Origin of the sequence: Paenibacillus sp. Root444D2 (genome assembly GCF_001426375.1) — a bacterium.
In the GTDB taxonomy this organism is placed as follows: Bacteria; Bacillota; Bacilli; order Paenibacillales; family NBRC-103111; genus Paenibacillus_E.
The window spans coordinates 1-20102 of record NZ_LMEO01000005.1; the positions used below are offsets into that span (position 1 = coordinate 1).

General features: G+C 40.8%; 17 protein-coding genes and 1 other annotated feature. Of the genes, 1 reads left to right on the forward strand and 16 read right to left on the reverse strand.

Features of this window, described 5'->3' with window-relative positions; translation table 11 throughout:
* Window positions 1–660: 660 nt before the first annotated feature.
* The 14 genes from ASD40_RS04300 to ASD40_RS04365 form a co-directional block, all read right to left on the reverse strand.
* Window positions 661–1005 (reverse strand): hypothetical protein, encoded by a 345-nt coding sequence (locus ASD40_RS04300; protein ID WP_057302105.1) that lies wholly within the window; start codon window positions 1003–1005, stop codon window positions 661–663.
* Between the two features lie 168 nt (window positions 1006–1173).
* Entirely contained in the window at window positions 1174–1929 is a 756-nt protein-coding gene (locus ASD40_RS04305) for a 3'-5' exonuclease (protein WP_057302106.1), read from the reverse strand.
* Window positions 1930–3540: 1611 nt separating this feature from the next.
* Window positions 3541–3720: a hypothetical protein gene (locus ASD40_RS04310; protein ID WP_057302107.1), complete on the reverse strand. Its 180-nt coding sequence runs from the start codon at window positions 3718–3720 to the stop codon at window positions 3541–3543.
* 526 nt (window positions 3721–4246) lie between these two features.
* A complete protein-coding gene (locus ASD40_RS04315) occupies window positions 4247–4864 on the reverse strand; it encodes a DUF421 domain-containing protein (RefSeq protein ID WP_057302108.1) in 618 nt (205 codons plus the stop codon).
* 668 nt (window positions 4865–5532) lie between these two features.
* Window positions 5533–5814, reverse strand: coding sequence for a hypothetical protein (locus ASD40_RS04320; protein ID WP_235549163.1), 282 nt, complete (start codon window positions 5812–5814; stop codon window positions 5533–5535).
* A 455-nt stretch (window positions 5815–6269) separates the two neighbouring features.
* Window positions 6270–7070 carry a class I SAM-dependent methyltransferase gene (locus ASD40_RS04325; protein ID WP_057302110.1) on the reverse strand — a complete coding sequence of 267 codons (801 nt, stop codon included), beginning with the start codon at window positions 7068–7070 and terminating at the stop codon, window positions 6270–6272.
* An 81-nt stretch (window positions 7071–7151) separates the two neighbouring features.
* Window positions 7152–7411, reverse strand: a binding site (T-box leader).
* 158 nt (window positions 7412–7569) lie between these two features.
* On the reverse strand, window positions 7570–7773 hold the full coding sequence (locus ASD40_RS04330) for a hypothetical protein (RefSeq protein WP_057302111.1): 204 nt from the start codon (window positions 7771–7773) through the stop codon (window positions 7570–7572).
* Between the two features lie 386 nt (window positions 7774–8159).
* Window positions 8160–9662: a serine hydrolase domain-containing protein gene (locus ASD40_RS04335; protein WP_057302112.1), complete on the reverse strand. Its 1503-nt coding sequence runs from the start codon at window positions 9660–9662 to the stop codon at window positions 8160–8162.
* 51 nt (window positions 9663–9713) lie between these two features.
* Window positions 9714–10820 carry a HAMP domain-containing sensor histidine kinase gene (locus ASD40_RS04340; protein WP_057302113.1) on the reverse strand — a complete coding sequence of 369 codons (1107 nt, stop codon included), beginning with the start codon at window positions 10818–10820 and terminating at the stop codon, window positions 9714–9716.
* On the reverse strand, window positions 10808–11479 hold the full coding sequence (locus tag ASD40_RS04345) for a response regulator transcription factor (protein WP_057302114.1): 672 nt from the start codon (window positions 11477–11479) through the stop codon (window positions 10808–10810). Before ASD40_RS04345 ends, ASD40_RS04340 begins: the two co-directional genes overlap by 13 nt.
* 86 nt (window positions 11480–11565) lie before the next feature.
* Window positions 11566–11802 carry an extracellular solute-binding protein gene (locus ASD40_RS04350; protein ID WP_057302115.1) on the reverse strand — a complete coding sequence of 79 codons (237 nt, stop codon included), beginning with the start codon at window positions 11800–11802 and terminating at the stop codon, window positions 11566–11568.
* A gap of 65 nt (window positions 11803–11867) precedes the next feature.
* Window positions 11868–12428: an N-acetylmuramoyl-L-alanine amidase family protein gene (locus ASD40_RS04355; RefSeq protein WP_057302294.1), complete on the reverse strand. Its 561-nt coding sequence runs from the start codon at window positions 12426–12428 to the stop codon at window positions 11868–11870.
* 310 nt (window positions 12429–12738) lie between these two features.
* On the reverse strand, window positions 12739–14556 hold the full coding sequence (locus ASD40_RS04360; protein WP_057302116.1) for a sensor histidine kinase: 1818 nt from the start codon (window positions 14554–14556) through the stop codon (window positions 12739–12741).
* Complete coding sequence (locus ASD40_RS04365; RefSeq protein ID WP_057302117.1) at window positions 14553–15254, reverse strand: response regulator transcription factor; 702 nt, start codon at window positions 15252–15254, stop codon at window positions 14553–14555. Before ASD40_RS04365 ends, ASD40_RS04360 begins: the two co-directional genes overlap by 4 nt.
* 508 nt (window positions 15255–15762) lie before the next feature.
* On the opposite strand from ASD40_RS04365, the gene ASD40_RS04370 reads away from it, so the two are divergent.
* The gene (locus ASD40_RS04370) at window positions 15763–16410 is read left to right on the forward strand and encodes a hypothetical protein (protein WP_057302118.1); all 648 of its coding nucleotides are present in this window, start codon (window positions 15763–15765) and stop codon (window positions 16408–16410) included.
* A 211-nt stretch (window positions 16411–16621) separates the two neighbouring features.
* Here ASD40_RS04370 and ASD40_RS04375 read toward each other — a convergent pair whose 3' ends face one another.
* Window positions 16622–17278 carry a DJ-1/PfpI family protein gene (locus tag ASD40_RS04375; RefSeq protein ID WP_057302119.1) on the reverse strand — a complete coding sequence of 219 codons (657 nt, stop codon included), beginning with the start codon at window positions 17276–17278 and terminating at the stop codon, window positions 16622–16624.
* Between the two features lie 472 nt (window positions 17279–17750).
* Window positions 17751–19790, reverse strand: a complete 2040-nt coding sequence (locus tag ASD40_RS04385) for a Na+/H+ antiporter (RefSeq protein ID WP_057302121.1) — start codon at window positions 19788–19790, stop codon at window positions 17751–17753.
* Window positions 19791–20102 lie beyond the last annotated feature (312 nt).

The following is a 20102-nucleotide window of genomic DNA, read 5'->3' on the forward strand; positions in this document are numbered from 1 at the left end:
CTCATTTGCGTTGCTAGCGAGATTTTGCAATCTCTTTTTTGAACGATTTCTCGTTCGTGCTTACTCACTCGTTGTTCAGTTTTCAAAGATCAATTTCTTTCGTTTTTCCGCATTCTCTCAAAGCCGGATGATCAATAAACATACTAATTTTTATTTCGCAACTTGTTTTTCTTAAGTTACTTTCCTGCCCGTCTTGCGGCCGGAAAAACAATATACCATGGACCGTTACTACAAGGCAATGTTTTATTTTCCCAATTGCAAAAAAGTTTTATAAGATTGATTCTTACTAACTTATATACTATCTCCCTTCAATAGATCCTTATAACCAAAACACCTGCTACTAAATAGACGTCTCTAATACTCGTTTTTCGAATGTAACGTATGTATCATAATTAGATTGGATTGGTTGTATCATACTTCAGCTTCGTTGCAGAGGAAATGTAAAAAAGGCTGAGAATCCGCCCTTTTTACTTCATTTATCCTTTCAATGATTGAAGCCACTCAGAATAACATAGACTGCAAAGTATTTCATAACTGTCTTCGACCCCATCCTCCAGGTAAACCGTGATACTATGCGCGGCTTTAGAGTCCGTGTCTTTTTCGCAATGTTGACAAGTATATATCATAAGTCACCCTCCTTCAGATGCTTTATGATTGCGGTTATTGAGTGGTGATCATGTAAGTGACGCGATCCGTTTGAATCTCCATTCCCTTTTCATTTTGAATACCATGGAAGTTTCCATCGAAAGAAATTTCGTAACTATCTTCAGGAAGCTTTTGCTTTTCACCATCATGTGTCTCGATGCTCCCACTTCCGCGTAGTACGATCACTTTGGGCGATAAATAGGCGTCTAAGGTGTCTGAAAAGCTCATAAGTCCAACGTCATTGACGTTAATTTCTATCTGATCTATATCTTCCTGATCTTCTTTTTTAATCATGATGCTCTTGTCTTTATTGGCTTCAAACCAGCTACAAACCTCTTGTATAGTTAATTCATCCATCATATTGTCCATCCCTTACTTTATTTGATTCGATTCAAATGTTCTACGTAAGCATAAGTATTCTTTACATTAATGTGGATCGGCTATTCTATACTTTGGGTAGTAATAATTGTTACCTTTATTGTTCGACGATAAATACAAAAAGACCCCATTCATAGGGGTCTACATCATTTACGCATATAAAATTTTCTTTGTTTTACGACCATACTTCATTTGCGCAAACTTCATAAAGAGATTTTGAACCATTCTAATTTCGTGATCAGCTAAGTTCATGATGGCGATATACTTCTGAGAATTCCGATCCTTTAAAAAATCGTCCCAACTTAACATCTGGTCATTTACAATAGCATTGTCAAGCGACATAAGGATCCATTTCTTGATGCCGCCCGTACATATTTTCACAGGATCTGGGGTGAAATAGTTGATATCACTTACGATTCCTGGTTTGAGCTTCAATAAAAGCGCAGCATTTAATGCATCATCCAGTGCAGAATGACTTTGTCCGATGAACTGAAGGCCATGATCCTCTAAAGCTTGCTGCAAGCCTCCATCAAAATGCCGCGTCAAGTCCAACAATTGAGTAGTAATCCATTCTGTATGAACATGATTTACTTTGCAATCAACCATTAAAGTGAAGAAATCGCTGGCGCCCCATGAGATCAGCTTATAATCTGTGTCGCAAAATTTTTTGAATTTTTTAATAACCGCTTCAAAAGGCATGCTTTTTAATAACGTTTCTTTTGTGATACCGCAAAACTGCAATGCAAATCTATTTAAAGGAAATTTAGGACGAATAAAGCTTTGGAATGTCTCGATAATTTCCATCTGCTCATTTAATTTTACAGCCCCAATTTCAATAATCTCCATAGGATAAATGTCATAATGCTGCCTACCGTTGAATTCGAGATCGATAACGATGTAATTCATGCTCTATTCACCTCATTACTTCTCATATACCTTGTACATATAAATGAGATTATAATGGATACGAATGTACCACATTCTCTTCATCCACTCAATCCTTCAATTCTTCCCAATAAGGTATCGACATCAACACACTAGCACCTCAGAAAGCTATTGTTTATAAGCTAGTCCCTCGTTAATTGAGCCGATATAACCCTGAAATCCGTACACCATAACCTTTATGTATTTATTGGATTAAGCCCCATGGAGAGATTGCCTAACTTCGTTATATTCGCACTAACGAAATAGAAAGCGCATGCTACCTCGGAGTTTTTCTACTATAACACATGCGCATTCTTTTCATTTTATGGAATACGATTGATTACCATAAATCGTTATAATTCACACTTGGATTTATTTTATAAACTCCACTTCATAATAAGATTTGATTAATGCCAAAGTGTTAAGTTATTTATAAATGCCTATATGTTACATTACGAATTATAAAGATTACATAGATAAAGCACGTTGAGCATTCTATACATCATTTGCTAATAATTGATGGAGGGGTAGGTTTGAACATAAAGAGTTTTTAAAGCTGGATTATTAACACTATTAAGCATACGTTTTAATTGATTAAACCATTTGTTTGGAACGCCTTGAGTTCATGCTTATCTATCGTTTCATCTCAAGCCAGATGCGTATATTTGCTCATTTTTTTTAAAATCCTCCTATAAATTTAAAGGTGAATACAACTGTAATAGTGTATTCGCCTACTCAACATTCGTTATAGATTATTCTTTTATATGCATTGTTCTTAAGAGTTGGTCCTTATCGAGGTGATAAATTCAGGCACTTTCGTAATACATTACATAATACATTTTAGATAGAAACTAGGGAAAATTACTTCAGAAGATACTGGAGGTGATAACGTATGCTTAAACCAAAAAATAAGAAACAAAACATCCAATCTAATTCAGAAATTTATGAAAAGTTATTGACTCAAAAAATTCCAAAAGACAAGCAGCAAGAAATGAACAATAATTAATCAATCAATTTGAAGAAGCAACTCTTCTTTTCTACTACTCCTAAAACTCTAAATTCGTATTTTGGATACAATGCATCTTTTGAAAGTGCTTTGGTATGCTTGATGTAACAATAGATTCATTCTAAATCAAAAGACTGGATTGTTAAAAATTAACTTTCCAGTCTTTTGATTTATGATAATTATGATTATCGCGGATAAAAAGAATCGTGTTTCATTGGTTTTTTTATTTTGAGGATTATCTCACCTTTTTCAATATCCAACATTTCTGCTCCATCTGATGCCCCGACTGTTTGAGCAAACCTCTGCGCTAATAATCGCGCTTCTTCTTCCTAATTCGGTTAACGATATAAGTTCTTGTTACAGGCTTTTGACAAGAATATCGTTAAAATGAAAAAGCCGCAAATAAGCGGCTTCTTCCCATATATGTTCTTTTCACCCGACACCGCTTCTACGTGCGGTAAACGGCTTTTGATTTTTTGGCTTCATGCCCCTAGTGAATTGAAAAATGCAGATTGAAATTTGCGATGAAATCGTCATAGCTTTATGCATGCTAAATCTAAGTTATGAGGGAAGCCACTCGAAAAAGGCTATGCGCTCTGACTTGGTTTCTTGCGTATGCTTGTGAGTTCAAAAGCCTCTTTGGGAATCCCCAGTTCTTGAGCCTTCTTTTTTATAATCACCATAGCTTGTTGTAAGCTAGTGGCTTGAAATTCAACTGTGGTGCTAAGCGGATCCTCAAATGCATAGTAGCTTTTTTTATTGGACATTAACTTAGCGCCTCCTCATCTTATTCTCGAATGATTTTGCCTTGGCCATTTCTCGGCCGCTTACCCAATTCTCGGGCCCTTCCGAGCTGTATCTGCTTGCATTGACGCTGGATGTCGCGAGTATGCCGGCATCGGGATCGTCGAAGTCACCGCCGAGCGTTAAGTAGCCAAGTCTAGGGAAGTCGCCAGAAATGGTGGCTCCCAGCTTGTCCAGCTCTTGAATGCCGGTGCCCGCATAGCCATCGATGTACTCAAACGCATGCTCGAATCCGTCGCCTCTTTTGCCTGGTCAGGCATATTAAAGTAGGCGAAAATTGTTCAATATTAGAAGCTCCTTTCAAAATAATTTCGGCACATATGGCAAATCACCCCAATAGTGTTCGTCTCATCTTAGAGAACTATGCGCGAAGGCTGACCTCATAACTCAACTACGAACACCAGTCACATCCTGCCAGTTGTCTCCACTTTCCATTTATCGAATCATTCTGGGGCACACTTTGCGTTCAAGTGGTATATAAATGAAAATTTATGGTCTGTTGTCAGTTAGACCGTCTTTTTCGCTAAGCTCGAGGCTTTCAGTGAATATGTTTGGGGTTTCAATCACAATATTTTCAACGTAAGTGTGGTCATTCACCGGGATCAAGCCCCATTTCTGCATACACTGCTCAAACATTTTCATGGTAAGGAATTGAGCTTGAGGCTTCAGTTCGTAGCCAAGTTCCCCATTGACCTCGATCGATGCTGTCTTTACATCGGATATTCGAGTTATACTATGTTGTCGCAATCTCATTTCTAACTGCCCATAGGTCATGCGCATTCGTTTCAACTGCTTTTCGTCGACCTTGCCGTCTCTGATGATGATTGCAGGTTTTCCGGTTATCCATCGTTCCATCCATTTGTTTTTGAGCACTAAAACTTCCATAAGAAATAGGATTGCGACAAATAATGCAACGGCTACAATCGATCGCAACACAGAATTCTCAATGATACCTTGCGCCATAAGTTCTCCAATGGAGATCATAACTACTGTAGTAGCAACAGTCATTTGAGCAATCGATTTCCTGCCAGACCACCGTAACAAAATTACGCCGAAGCCGACAATAAATGAACATTTCCAAATGATATGCCATGTAAGTCCTTCCAAACTGTAGCCCCCAATACTTCATTTATTCTTAGAATGTTCCTAAAGAAATGGATTTATTACCAGTATTAGAAAACTTATTAAAAAAAGATCCATAATAGGAATACTGCCCGTTAGAATAACACGGCTGCCGATCCATGCCGGCAGCCGTGTCTAAGTTGCTTATTAAGCTAAAGTTTTCCGAAACAGCTTTTTGTGTTTTATCTCTTGTTCTTCAACATAATTGCGATACTTATTACCGCTGTAGAAATCAACAAAGTCTTAGTTAATTTCTGGGTACAGTTGAATCGAATGCATCTAAAAATCGGTATCCGTTTAACATCTACTTGTTTAGTATCTGGATTTTGTGGAAGTTTGGGATATGAACCTGATATTATTTCACATTCAAATGTAATACCCACAGATGGGTGTCGCCATAAATATAATTGCTTTTAGTTGGTTGATATTCGTAAACAAAAGCAGCAGGTCCGACTTCCACCCGACACCCTTTTCACAGCTTCAACAAAGGTTTCGCCTGGCTCAACACCACCTGCGGGATGATTGTAATGGACACATTTCATTTCCTTTTAGGAGATTCATTACATTAAGCTGCTCTTTAATTGAACGCCCTAATTATCCAAACAAAAAAACAAAAACCCGCACTATGCGGGTCATTAGCGGAAACACGTGCTCTACTCCTCTTCATCTTTTTTCCTTTCCCAATAACTTCCCTCACCAAAGTAATCCTGACAAACGTTATCAAGGTTCTGCAACGTATCGATAAATCCTTTTAAATCACACGTATGAAAAGTATCATTAAGTTCACGATTTTCTTCAGTAACTGAATATACGTGAATTTCTGTACAACCATCCCATCTAACATTAACATCAAGACGCTTATCATCGGTTTCTAGTTCTAGAGCTACAGTTCCACCATCTTCATCTCTTTTATGTTCTGTTTTTATAATCCACAATATAAAACACCCCTTTTGGTATATGATTACCGAAAGGGGAACCTTTTAAAAGCATTTGTTCACTGTTCCTCGTTACTCAAGGATATTTACTTTTTGTCATCCTAGCAGCTTGCACTGTGGTATCCCTCCTTGACGAGGCGATGTTCCCCACATTTCTACCTGATCGGTGGAATTCACGTATGGAAAATGATCGTTCTTTTCATTCACTTTACGCTGCTCACTCTATCTTCTGATGGTACATACGTTTCTGTATGCTCTAACTTTAGACCTGTACATTCGGAAGTTCGTCAGTTCGCTTCTAATGCGAGCATTCTCACCATATCCAGTTTTTCAGCCGAGTGACATATCCGTTGGCATCCCTTTCTAAAAGATGGCTACAGCCTTTCACGATGTTAGTCACTTATTGCAGAACTTGTCATACTTATCCGTTAGTTAAATGGGTGAATCTGTTTCCATCAGTGTTTCTTTCCAATGTACATCAGATGTTCAGCTAAACTCAGTAAGTTCTCACGCTCACATACTTGCTCAGCTAAGTCCAGCCAGGCTTCTACCACTTCAGGTGATTGACTAAGAAGTTCTGGTTCGCGCAAATATAAAAAGCTTTCACAATTAAGTAAATGGAGTTTATACAATTCAAACTGCTGGAAAAAGGGAAGCACATCGCTAGGACGGATAAAGTAATTATCTGAAAACCCATGACCTGAAAAATTCTCATCGTTTACTATGGTATTTAGCTGTAATCTCCTCTCCTCATTTAAGATCATACCTGGATTACCAATCAGATAATCCCACACGAAAGAATAAGAAGAAACAAAAGCTACGAAAATCATTCCGTTAGGTTTTAATTTTTTTAAGCATTCATTAATTGTAATAACCCTATCGTGTTCCTCTTGCAGATGATACATCGGTCCCATGCAAAGAACATGATCAAACTGACCATCTTGGATCTCCGATAAATCACGACAATCAACCCGCAGACCGCTCAGCGGAAGGTTAAGCTCATTTGCCTTATTTAGTGCAAAATCCACGTTATTCTGGGAAAGATCCGCTAATGTAACATGACAGCCGCGCTGCGATAGGTATAATGAATACTTTCCAGGTCCACCACCTAAGTCTAACACACGGTCATTCGGCTTGATGTAACGGTTTATGTAGCGCTTGGTAAGCTCAAATTCCACTTTATGCCGATCAAGTCTCCGCCACTCATAGTTTACGGATTCATCATAAAACTTTCTAACATTTTCCAAACTGTCCATATAAACACCCTCCTAAAAATAAAGTAATTATTTGATCGTTGACATTCTTAATAAAAAAAATCCCGCCCCCAAGACAATTGTCTCAGGGACGAGATTGTGTATTTCTCGTGGTACCACCCAGGTTCGCAAATAGATTACCCTATAAGCCTCTTCAAGTACGGCATTACATAAGAATGCTTATACTCTAGCTCTGTAACAGGAGCTCCCGTCACACCATCCCCTAATTGGTTCCGATGTGCTGCTCAGAGGCTTTCTTCGATAAAGAACTCTTGCTCCATTTCAGCTATCGGAGCTCTCTGTGAAAGAATTCAATTATGTACTTCCCTCTTCTTCGCTTTTCAAATATTGGAATTATGATAACAAGTATTCACACTCCTGTAAACATATTTTCTGAAAAATCAAAAAAGTAAATCTATTACTACTGACTGTTACTTTTACATCCTGCACTATCCAATCCATTGAGCGCTGCCGTTTGAGTCTAATAGTTTATTTTCTCAGTCTACAACTCTATTTCCAGTCTATAACTCAATGAAATAAGATATTTCACATTTCCTTTGAAAATATCCTTTTTTGATTTCGCAAGAATGCCCATTTGCTGGGAAAGTGGATGTTCTATGAAAAAATTACTCCACTCAACAATATCTGCTTCTTTATCAAAAGCTACAGAGAGATATTTAAATAAAAACTTTTTTTCAATCAGCATGGGGGATTAAAAACCCGTACACGAAACACAACCATTTTTCTAATAAGGATTACGGTTTGGAGAAATACTTTTATGGATTAAGACAGGAGGTGAACAATAAACATGAGCAAAACTAAAGAAACTAACAACCCAAAGCATGCCACGTCATCAGGTAAAACTGGAGAACAAAAGAAATCGAAGTAAAGCTTTTACGTACCCGGTCAAATACGATCAAACCATCAACAAACCCGGTTTACTTGACCGGGTTCTTTTTTTGAAATATAGCAAAAAGTGACTCCTGACAATGGTGTTAGTAAGAGATGGTATTGCTTTATATGCACCTGAAACTATTTCTCTCACTGTCCAATATTGGCAAGTTTTTTTTTGGATTTATCCATTCTGTAATTCTATTTGCGATTTACTGTGAACTCCTTTGATCGCCCCAATAATCCCAACTGCTTTGTTAATGCCTGTCTACGGCAACGGCAGATTAAACTTACTATATTTACCAGAGACAGTATTACTAACCATAAAATAAGAGATGGCATCGTCATCCATATTCCGTTCCATGGCACAACCCTCCCACCTCCGATGAAGGACAAAATGGGCGATAGAAACAACAGAACAAGCACGGGGAATAAAGTCCTTACCGATGCGAAGATCAGTTTTCGGCGATATGCCGTGAGCCGATTCTTGTTCTTTTTCAGCCGGTAGAACGAATACCCACCCCAGAGGAGCGTTCCCGCCATCAGCAGAATCATCGCGATTTCCATGTTTCTGCTGTTGATGAGGGAAATTTCGGCCTTTCCTCCATCCACGATTTGGGCAATTCCTCTTACAAACGCGGAATAATCAACGAAAGCGTTCATGCCTGTGTCGAACATCATGGTGATACCAAGTCGCTTCTCCAAATATACGGTTTCTTCTGCCTTGTAAGTCCAGAAAATTCCTGAGTGGGAGATCGTCCGGCCCCAATCGTTATCATTGGAAGCAAGCCACCCCATACCATATGTGGCGTGTTGCCCGGCAGCATGGTACTGTTCCATGAGACTAGGGGAGAGAAGCCGAGGATCATATTGCGCACGCATCCATTTTGCCATATCCTCTGCAGTGGAAATCACGCCGGCCGGGCCATCTATAAACCATAACGGTTCAGCTGTACTTATCGGCTTGCCCAACAACAGATAGTGTCCCTGCGGAATTGTATGATTCTCATTGATTTGTTTCGTGGTACTGACGCTAAAAGTATCATTCATCCTCAATGGCGCAAAGATATGATCATTGAGATATTCGGAAAACCGCTGCCCGCTAATCTGTTCAACAAGTAATGCCAGAAATTGGTAGTTCGGGTTGTGGTAGCTGTATGTTTCACCTGGAACATTGGCAAGGGTTACTAGGTCCAAAGATTTTTTTATCTCTTGTAATGATTGAAATTGAGCGGATTTTGTCATGTCGGGATTCACATTATCGTTAAGGCCGCTTGTCTGATTTAGCAAGTGCCGGATCGTGATACGGTTGACACGATCGTCCGCGGGCGAGATGTCGGAAAAGTATGAGACATACGGAGCGTCAAGGCCGATCAGCCCCTTATCCGCGAGCTGCAATACGGCCAGCGCCGTCATGGATTTGCTCAAAGAGGCAATTGGGAAGGACGTCGTGGCGGTAATTTTTCTTCCATTGGAATATGCGCCATAGCCTTGCGTATAAAGCAAATCTTTCCCATATGCGATTGCAAGAGATGCACCGGAAATATGGTTGACTTCCATGTTTTTCTTAACATAGTCATCAATTTCGGCCACGATCTCTGTTGTACCTCGGGATTCAACAGCGGCAGAAGTCAATGCGGAAATAAACATCGCAAGAAGCAAACAGATTAAGCAAACAGGTATTATCTTACGCGTGACAGTCATCTTTAACACTCCTTAACTTGAGATAAGGAAATGCTAACCCATAAATATCAACTATTTATCAACATGGCATATAAAGCTGGCGGTTACTTTTCCACCGCCACTGGAGCTGTTTGCGACCTGTAAGCCACCTTGATGCTTTTCGCAGAGTACTTTGCAAATGTAAAGCCCTAACCCCTGATGCTCATTCGCTTCCGGCTCCACTCCGCGATAAAAAGGGAGAACAGACTTCCGCAAGTCAACATCGGAAAATCCGGATCCATCATCGATGACCGTTATGGAAAAAATGCCGTTGTAAACAAGGTAATCGACGTTCACTTGATTGGAAGCATAGCGCGCTCCGTTTGCCACCATATTTTCAAAAACCTGCATGACGAGATCCATGTCGACAAACAACAATGTGGAATCTGCAGATCTGCACGAGTCGGATGTTTTGCCGCTTTGGTCTGCGATCCGGCTCGCGCTGTTATCTAGTAAGGCGATTAATGTGTCGAATTCAATCTCCTGTTTGTTTATCGGCATATCATCCAGCTTTTGAATCGAGTTCATAGACTCTACATAACGCTCCATACGCAAAATATGGGTTTCCATCGTTTTGATCGTGTCCAGAAGTTTTTCCTCGGAAATTCTTTTTTGCGGCAGATAGGTGGTTATAAACTCGGAATATCCTTTCATGATAGAAAGCGGCGTTCTCAAGTCATGGGCAAAAATGGCATTGAGCTGATTACGTTCCTCGACCGAACGCCAAAGGGCTTTGAAATTGCTTTCCAGTTGACTGCGCATCTTTTCAAATGCACGGCAAAGCTCGCTCATTTCGTCCTTGCTATCATAGGAAACATGAAACCCCAAATCGTTCGACGATATTTTCTCCGATGCGCTCATCAAGATTTCCAAAGGTTTTTTCAATTTCAGTTTATAAAAAAGGCTGGCTATCAAGACTAATCCGATTCCTATCGTCAACAGCATCGCGATAATCTGAGCAGTTATAACCCAATCGTTTCCGGAAGGATGATCGGCAAAGCGTCGCCGAATCCGATCGGCCCAATCGAATTCGAACACAATGGCTGTTAAAACGGCAACTAAATACACGCAATTTAATGCGACGAAGGATTGCAGCATGGTCATATTCTTCAGTCGAAGATAGCTTATTATTTTCGCCATTTATATCCTACACCCCAGACGGTTTCTACCTTTTTTTCGCAGCCATGCTCTTTCATTTTAGATCGAATGCGCCTGATATGCTCAGCGATCACGGAGCTGTCACCTTCTTCCTCCGTTCCCCATACCCGTTCATAAATGCGTTCTTTATCAAAAACCATTCCAGGATGTGTGGACAGAAGCTCTATGATATCAAACTCCTTTTTAGCTAAAGAAATTTGTATGTCGTTACAGTAAAGCGCTCGCTCTGAATAATCTATGACCAGATCGTCGCTAAATTTTACCGAAGCTTTCTTTTGATTTCGCATTTCTCTTCGTAAATGGGCATCCACTCTGGCGCCCAGTTCATGAATGCTGAACGGCTTTTGAATGTAATCATCTCCTCCAGCCTGAAAACCGGATATTTTATCTGCATCTTCTACACGTGCGGTAAGAAATAAAATGGGGCAGGACACAAAACTCCGGATCTTCCTGCATACGTCAAGACCGTTAATCTCAGGCATATTGATATCCAGCAAAATAATATCCGGTTGCTTTTCTACTTGCCGCAATGCCTCATTGCCGTCCTTTGCCGTCAATACAAGATACCCGTTAACTTCAAAATAATCCGCCAGCAGTTTTCGAAGACCTGCTTCATCATCAATTATCAATATCTTTTTCATTTACATATCCTACTTCCCAAATATTTACTCCCATTATTATACTACCAAGTTCGAATTTTTCACCTGTTTCTGCCTTGCTGACAAGCTCATTCATGATGTCTCTCATTGACGGATATCATCAAAGGGAAACCAGTTTGTTGCTGTATACTTTGCATCTCTTCAGATAATAGAAATTTCATGAAGTCCCATGCGGTTGCTTTAATCGTTGAATTAGCGTTCATGGCAATGGTTTGGATACCACCAAATGCCACTCCTGATTGTTGATCAGCTGCATGCGGCTTCTGATAGACAGTTCCATTGTATAAAAAAGGAATTGCGAGCAATGAAATCTTCTGGGGAATAGATCTCCGACATACGGAAATTAGTATCCTTCTGTCATCGAAAACGGTTATGTTAAATAAGAAATAATGCCTTCGGTAATTGCAGCTGCTGTCTTGTTTTGAAAATCTTGCGTTTGAATTCGCTGTTCATCCGCTCGATTGGATATATAGCCTAGCTCGAGTAAAAGGGATGGGCTCTGATTTTCTCGAATTACGAAGAAGTCCCCCTGTGCAACACCACGATCTCTGGTATCGATGTTTTGTTCGAAAATCTCATCATGTATTGTCGTTGCTAATAGTCTATTTGCTGATTTATTGTAATAAGTCGTAATACCAGCTACGTCATGACTTGTAAATGCATCAAAATGGATACTTATAAATAGATCGGCAGCATTCTTCTCGGCGATCTCCACTCGCTCCGCAAGCGTCAAAAACTCATCCTGCTCACGAGTCAAAACAATCTTCGCACCCGTTTTTCGAGCTAATTCCTGCTTAATATTTAATGCTGTCTGCAGCGCTAGATCTTTCTCATGGACGCCTGATTGGCCTGTTGCACCTACATCTTTTCCACCATGTCCTGCATCAATGACGATCGTTTTCCCTTCTAAAATACGGCTTTCTTTATTCATAGATTTGCTAGTAGCAGAATGTACAACTGTCTGAGCAGTTCCATTCTTAAATAGGCTGCTAGCCTGTACGTTATATAAAATAAGGCCGGATATAAGTGTACTCATTGAAGTAAGGGCAATAGTTACATTCTTTTTCATAGATGGTGTTCCTCTCATTATACAAACTCTAGCTGGTTGAAACTTTTATTTCATAGAGTTAGCTTACAAGAGGCAGATGAAAATAAAGCGGAAATGAGATAAAGATGAGATCAAGACATGACAAAAACCACCTTCCAAGACGTAAAACCTCACGTCATGAAAAGTGGTTATTTCAAGCTTTGTTTAAATAAAAGTAGAACAAAACACCGTCTCCTGTATTCGCAGCACCAAACTCTACGCCATGTAACTCCAAGATATTCTTGGAAATGGCAAGCCCTAAACCTGTTCCACCTTGTGAACGATGGCGAGCCGAATCACCGCGGTAGAAACGATCCCAGACTTTCGCCAATTGATCCTCGAGGATATGTGCTCCTTTATTTTCGATACAAACCTTAACGTTCTTAAGCTCTTCATGTACAGTCACATAAATATGTTCATCTTCTGGCGAATAACGAATGGCATTAGTTAAAAAATTGGTGATAACCTGCTCTATTCGGAGCTGATTGGCTATGACTTCAACGGAGTCAAGCTCCCTATGAACATGAAGCCGTTTACTGTTGAATGCTAACGATAGCTTCTCACAGATCTCCTCGATAAGCTTATCGATGCAGAACGCATCCATCTCCATTTTATACGTACCGGACTCGAACTTAGCAAGCTCCAGCATGTCCACGATCAAGATATTCATCTTATCGACTTCTTTATTCATAGCTTCGAAATAATGATCTGTTTTCTGTACGGCAACGCCATCTTGAAGAATAGAAATACAGCTCTTCATCACACTAAGCGGCGTCTTTAACTCATGAGATACCCCCGAGATAAACTCTTTCCTTGTCCGTTCCAATTGTTTCTCTTTCTCAATGTCCTGCTGCAGCTTGCCAATATAGGAGTGAAGCGTTAGGGAAAGTGAGTTGATATTGCGCGATAATTCACCAATTTCATCATTGGATCGAATCGGTATCGTTTCCGAAAAATCTAACTTCGCAATTCGTTTCGTTGTTTCATTCATTTTCAATAAGGGTCTAGCAATCTTTCTCGAGTAGTACAAGGCAGCAAGAATTATCAGTATTACAACTAAAGCTATCATGTACACATAATAATCTTTAAGCATTTGAACAGCTTCATCGACAGGCTGTAAGGAGGTCATGGAAAAAATATAGCCGGTAATGCCAGTCTGATCATTAATCGGGTCAATAAAGAGCTTATACTTGACGTCATTCTGAGTGAAATCAAGAATTTGCGGGCTATCCAAATTAGTCTTTGACTCATTAAACAACAAGTTCGCTTGAAAGTCTTTTATTCGGTCCAGAAATAAACTATTTGTATAAATATAGCTGGAAGATTCATTCCCGTTAGGCAATTGGACTTTGGTAATCGCTCCATTAAGTGTAATCCCTGGAAAATCTACATTTACCTTCTTATAATTCTTAATATCTAGCGTGAGCTCATCTAGCTTTTTGGTCATTTTCTCATTTACCCAAAATACATTGCTCTTTTCCATTTGCAACCGATAGGGAATTAATTGCGAATCTCGTTTATACAACGAAATAAGGACACGAGCATTGGGAATCAACATAGCAATCATTTGACCGTTTGTTTTATTTAATACTTCATTAATGTTAATCATTTGATAAAGAGGTACCATGATCGTTTTTCCAGCATACGCATTGTTCGCTTTAGTCGAATCTATTTTTACCTCTACATAAAAATCATTTGCATTTCTCAAATTTCCTTGGCTATCTAAGGTTGTAATCCATGTATTATTTTGCCGATAAAAATCTTGCTCTAGCTTCTGAATAGCCAGTAAGTTTCCTGTATCTTTTACATACTCATTCTTAAATATTTGGATATTCGTCTGAATTTCATTGACCTTTCTGTTCTCGTAATATTGTTTAAAAAATATCGTTTGTCCTATATAAATAGTCGCTAGTATGAAAAGGCATAACATCGTTGTCAACGTAAATAGTTTGATGACAATACTGATTTTCATACTTTAGCCTCGAATTTATAACCAGTTCTAATAATGGTTGTGATCAGCTTCGATTTATCCCCGAGCTTACTTCTTAAATTTCGAATATGCGTATTCACGGTACGATCATCCCCCTCATACTCATATCCCCAAATTTTCAGAATGAGCTGCTCTCTGGTAATGACAATGCCGTTATTTTGCATGAGGTAAGCTAATATTTGGAATTCCGTATAAGTCAGGTATACAGGTTCGCCATCAACCGTTAATGCCCTTGAGGGGATATGAATCTGAAGTCCTTTTGCTGATATGGTATCGCTATTGGAAGAATCAGAAGTTGTCGTTTGTCGTTCTTCCCTCATCCTGCTCTCGATTAGTCGCTTGGCTCTAGCCAGTAAGACAGCTGGACTATACGGCTTGGTCACATAATCATCTGCACCTAGCTCAAATCCCAGTAACGTATCATCCTCATCTACTCTAGCTGTGAGCATGACGATTGGCACGTTGGATGATTTCCTAATTCGTCTACAAACCGACCACCCGTCTAACTCCGGAAGCATGATATCCAGAATGATTAAATCAACGTCATGATCATGGAATAAAGTTAATGCTTGTTTCCCATCTGCTGCTTCTAGAACCTGATAACCTTCATTCAGTAGATAATCTTTACTAATTTCACGTAGAATGTCTTCATCTTCTACAACTAATATCGTTTTCTGCATGTATCGTCTCCCCCGCTGTGGTCAACATTCTCATCGAATATTTACAATAGTATTTACCTACTGGAAATTTTTATAAAGATTGCGCATCTAATATTTGTAACATAGTCAGATAAAGATTGTGTAAAGATATTCTACATATTTCGTTCATGAAAAAAGAAGTAAGTTTATTTCATTTCGCTTTTATGAGACATGGGGCGAACCAATGCAGTTTATATCTACAAAAATAAAATTAACCACCAGTCCCAACAGTCGTTCCACTGATCGTTCGAAATAAACCCGGCATGATCTATGCTCCTTCAGCCCTTTGAAGGAGAATACACCATGAAGATATTCGGCTAAGGAGTGTTCGGAGTGGACAAATAACTATGTCGCCCAAATTCCACATCCTGAATACAGCCAAGAAGGCCTAATTTACTGAAGCCCTCTAGTTAATCACACACTCCAAGTCTATCGGTTCCGAATATGTTGTGGGAGATCACACATTATTCGTATTGAGGGAGTGATAGCTATGCCCGGACTGTTACGCACAGTCAACGGAACGACCACCCTTTTCGCAACGGCAAGCTTGAGATCCAAGCAAGCAGGCATTTTAAGCGCTAACATCGAATTGGTCACGAATGCCAGCCGTGGCGTCTCGGACTTCTTCCTGAACATTACACAGAATGCATGCAACCTCGCAACGATCAAAATCCAATCACTGACGCGCACAAGCAGCAGACTCATCGCTTCCTTCGGTAAACCAGTGAAGGGCATCTCCAGCGCCAACATCCTTCTCCAAGATAAGAACGGTAAGCTCACCGCTAGAGGATTTATTAATAAAAAAGCCATCGTTCCCATTAAATTTCATTGCGGCTGTCAAAACGGGTGCTCTTGCACGGGTACGAAAAAAGTACGATTCAAAGACGGCACAACGTTGAATATCTCCATCGACAAATCGGTCGAGTTTGCCCTGAAGCGACTATTCACGAAGCTTGAGCGTGAACTAAAGAAGCTGATTCCGCGTAGACGGAGAGGCGCAGCTGCCGATCCCGATTGCAGAGCAAGATGTGTTCAGATTGGAAACAATTGCCGGGCCGCATGCGGCATCTTCGCTGCCTTATGCGCTCCGATCTGTTTCACCGCGCAGACGGTTTGTATCATACAGTGTGGTTTCTAAGTGGATTCGATGGCATAAAAAATACAGAGCAACGGTGGTTATCCCGCCATGCTCTGTATTCGCCATTTGAATCCTGCTATACGTCTTTCCGGTGTTAAGAAGCTAACGTTCCCGTTAGCTTCTTAACTTAACCTTAAAGTAAACTTTTTGTATTGGTTTAAGCATATATGAAGGAATAACGCTATTTAGAATATGCTGAATTATTTGTGTTTTATAAATTTGGCTCCCGTTTTGCAAACTCTTGTAACATCCCTCTTATTTGTTCTACCAATAAAGCAGGCGCTTTCTTTGGGGAACCCGTATCAAATGGAGGCTGAGGATCGTATTCCAAAATCAGCTGGACTCCTTTACTCATATCTTCTCCCAATTCCCATGCTATTAATTGAAGTGCCATATCGATACCAGAGGAGACACCGGCTGCTGTAACGATTTTGCCCTGACGAACCACTCTTTCATCGGTTGGAATTGTTCCAAGAGATTGAAGCAGGTCGAAGGATCCCCAATGACTGGTGGCTACGGTTCCATTTAACAAGCCTGCGGCGCTCAAAATCAGAGAGCCGTTACAAACCGACGTGGTCCATTTCGTAGTTTCATGTACTTGGCGAATCCAATTTAACGTTTCTTCGTCATTCATTGGAGTTTTATAATTTGGCGGACTGCAACCTGGAACAACGAGAATATCAGCTGAAGTAACTTCAGAAAAACTGTAATCGGCATGCAAATAACCCATAGTTGAGTCCAGTTTAATTAACCCTTTTTTCTTAGCGACAAACTTCACTTCACATTTCAGTGTAGCAGCAAATACATCGTATGGACCAATTGCATCTAATGCTGTGATTCCATCGAAAAGCATGATTGCGATTTTCAAGATGATCTCTCCTTTGGAGTGGGATTTATTTTTACAAGCAAACTATAACATACTCATACGGGGTATGGGTATGTCGATAATGTGAATACACTGCTCGGCGTTCTGGTCATGAGTAGATCTCGACACCGAAGGTTCTTATTTATGGCAACCATGCGTTTGTTGATGAAAAACAGTGAGTTTAAAACGATGCATAAACACAATGTCAGCATGAAGAAGATGAAAAGGATGAAGTCTGTCATGATTTATTACCTCCATTACGCGAAAAAGACAAGAACTTGTATCCTTATAATAAAAAAACCGCGTCCAAATCGCCCATATAGTAATTTGCATTTCCTGGACTATAGTATTCTTGTTTATAATTCTTAGATGCTCATCGTCTTTTTTAGTATATCTTTCAGGTATTACAGAGAGTTGTCGGCACTTTAAAAACAAAAAATGCCTGATTGCTCAGGCATTCTCTTACCGTTCATGATCAACCAATCTCCTCAAGCTCATACAGCGATGCTTCCCTGTTGCGAATAATTCGCCGCAGCAAAGATGCTATATCACGCGTGATGTCTCCCCGCTCGAAAAACACTTGCACCGCATCGCGCTCCGCCTGTATGGCAATCCAGTGGAGCTCGCGTCGGCAATCGTTGAATGACGCATCCTTGCGCCGCGAGCCGAATGTGAATCTGCGCAGCCTATCCAGCATTTGCTGGTAATAGTCCAGCACGCCTTCGGTTGCATCATCGCTTTGGAGGGCGCAGCGTTTGGAGAATTCATCGACGACAGCTTGGCTGCATTGCATTTTCAGCGTGCGAATCGCAGTGATATCAGGTTCGATGTAATTAGTCACCAGATGAGGCTGGGAGATGGACGTCATCAGCATTTTTAAGCGTCGCCAGATGTTCTTGACGATGACTTTGCCTAGATCCAGTTTATTGGCTAGAATGAGCTCTACTTGCTCCAGCATGTTCAAATAATAATTTGCCTGTTCACGGCTAACTTGCCCGTTCTCCAAACGTTCGTTCACATATTTGCGCTCTATATCCAGCGCCAGCAGGCGTATCCCTGCTTCTTCCTGCTGAAAGCGCGGGATTCGTTTCCATTTGCCATCCTTTTGTCCAAGCTGCTGCATCATGAGTTTATAGTCGCCAATCACTGTGTCTACAGCGACCTCGTTCTTCTCGGTGCTGGTCTTCTGGAGTGCCCGCACAGCGGCAGCCATGACCTCGATTTGCCACTCGCGCTCCATACGTTCTCTCTCGGCATCACCCGCTGTGCTTTTCTTCTTTGCAAGAAGCGGCAGAACGATACTCGCCGTCAACAGCGAGAATAGAATGACGGTCGCCGCAAGAAAAATAATGAGATCTCTCTGAGGAAAGAGAGCGCCATTTTGAAGGACTAGCGGAATGGAGAACGCACCGGCCAACGTCACCGCTCCACGCACACCGGAAATAGCTGTTAATGTTAGCATACGCAGGCTGGGTACCTCTTGATTCTTATTCCCAAACCAGCGCCCTCCTCTAGCGAACAGAAGCGTCCAAACAAAACGCAGCAGCAACAACAGTACAAAAATGAGAACTGCATAACCGATGACTTTGAAATTATCGAAATTCGGGTCGCTTAGAATCGTTCGGGATACGCCCGGGATTTGCAGACCCAAAAGGACAAAGACCAATCCATTTAGAACAAACAAAATGACAGACCAAGTTGCATTAGATACATTTTGGAGAGTCGGCATCGTAAACGCCATACGTTCGTTCTCGATCGCATGCACCAGACCTCCCGCTACAGCCGCCAAAATTCCTGATACTCCAAGTTCCTCGGCAATCAAATAGAGCAGAAAAGGCGTCAAAATTTGCAGCAGCATGTGCATCGTCTCATCCTCAAGTCCTGCTCGGCGCAGCAGCTGACGAATGCCGATGATAAGAAAAGCGACCAGAGCTCCGATCACTAAGCCCCCAATGGAGATGACGAGAAAGCTTAGACCTGCCTTCGGTAAAGAAAAAACACCGGTGACCGCCGCGGCTATGGCGAACTTGAAGGCAACGAGACCCGATGCATCGTTCATCAAGGCTTCTCCTTCTAACAGCCGCTTCAAGCTTTTAGGCAAATGAATCCGCCCGGCTAAAGAGCTGACTGCTACGGCATCTGTTGGAGACAGGATGGCTGCTAACCCGAAAGCGGCTGCAAGAGGGATCGAAGGAATCAACCAGTGAACGACATATCCGACGACGCACACCGTTATGAAAACTAGACCCACCGACAAAAGAAGAATCGGAGCGCGCAATTTCCAAAGCTCATCTCGCGGTGTATGCTTTCCATCGTTATACAACAACGGGGCAATAAATAAAAGGAAGAACAATTCCGGTTCCAGCTGCAAGTGAATGCCAAGAGGCACGACCACCAGTATGGCGCCTAATGTAATCTGGATAAGGGGGACGGGAATGAACGGAACGAAGCGGTTCACGACATTCGATACGCCGATCAGAACCAATAGTATGAGAATAATAATAAAAACGTTCAAGCGGTTATCTCCTTCCCCGAATAGTTCAATAGATTTCTAAGAAATCACTATGGACATGTTTGCTATCAGTATACGATGTACTTTTGTAATATTTCAATATTTCCCAAAAGAATCCTTCTCCATCCATGCAACAACGACAACCGATCCATAGACCGACTGCTGTTCGGGAAGGCGTTGGACAAGTATTTGAAATTCATCCCGCATTTTAGTGAAAGTGTAGCCCAACTGAGTTTACGATTATCTTTTGAGTGCCAACTACCACCATATTTATCACCATTTGGATAACTTTAGATGATAATATTATAGCGCTTT

Excerpts from the sequence above, each read along its gene's own strand:
- ASD40_RS04300 (WP_057302105.1), bottom strand. The coding sequence starts at position 1,005 with ATGATGGATGAATTAACTATACAAGAGGTTTGTAGCTGGTTTGAAGCC.
- ASD40_RS04305 (WP_057302106.1), bottom strand. The coding sequence starts at position 1,929 with ATGAATTACATCGTTATCGATCTCGAATTCAACGGTAGGCAGCATTAT.
- ASD40_RS04310 (WP_057302107.1), bottom strand. The coding sequence starts at position 3,720 with ATGTCCAATAAAAAAAGCTACTATGCATTTGAGGATCCGCTTAGCACC.
- ASD40_RS04325 (WP_057302110.1), bottom strand. The coding sequence starts at position 7,070 with ATGGACAGTTTGGAAAATGTTAGAAAGTTTTATGATGAATCCGTAAAC.
- ASD40_RS04330 (WP_057302111.1), bottom strand. The coding sequence starts at position 7,773 with ATGCTGATTGAAAAAAAGTTTTTATTTAAATATCTCTCTGTAGCTTTT.
- ASD40_RS04335 (WP_057302112.1), bottom strand. The coding sequence starts at position 9,662 with ATGACTGTCACGCGTAAGATAATACCTGTTTGCTTAATCTGTTTGCTT.
- ASD40_RS04340 (WP_057302113.1), bottom strand. The coding sequence starts at position 10,820 with ATGGCGAAAATAATAAGCTATCTTCGACTGAAGAATATGACCATGCTG.
- ASD40_RS04345 (WP_057302114.1), bottom strand. The coding sequence starts at position 11,479 with ATGAAAAAGATATTGATAATTGATGATGAAGCAGGTCTTCGAAAACTG.
- ASD40_RS04355 (WP_057302294.1), bottom strand. The coding sequence starts at position 12,428 with ATGAATAAAGAAAGCCGTATTTTAGAAGGGAAAACGATCGTCATTGAT.
- ASD40_RS04360 (WP_057302116.1), bottom strand. The coding sequence starts at position 14,556 with ATGAAAATCAGTATTGTCATCAAACTATTTACGTTGACAACGATGTTA.
- ASD40_RS04365 (WP_057302117.1), bottom strand. The coding sequence starts at position 15,254 with ATGCAGAAAACGATATTAGTTGTAGAAGATGAAGACATTCTACGTGAA.
- ASD40_RS04370 (WP_057302118.1), top strand. The coding sequence starts at position 15,763 with ATGCCCGGACTGTTACGCACAGTCAACGGAACGACCACCCTTTTCGCA.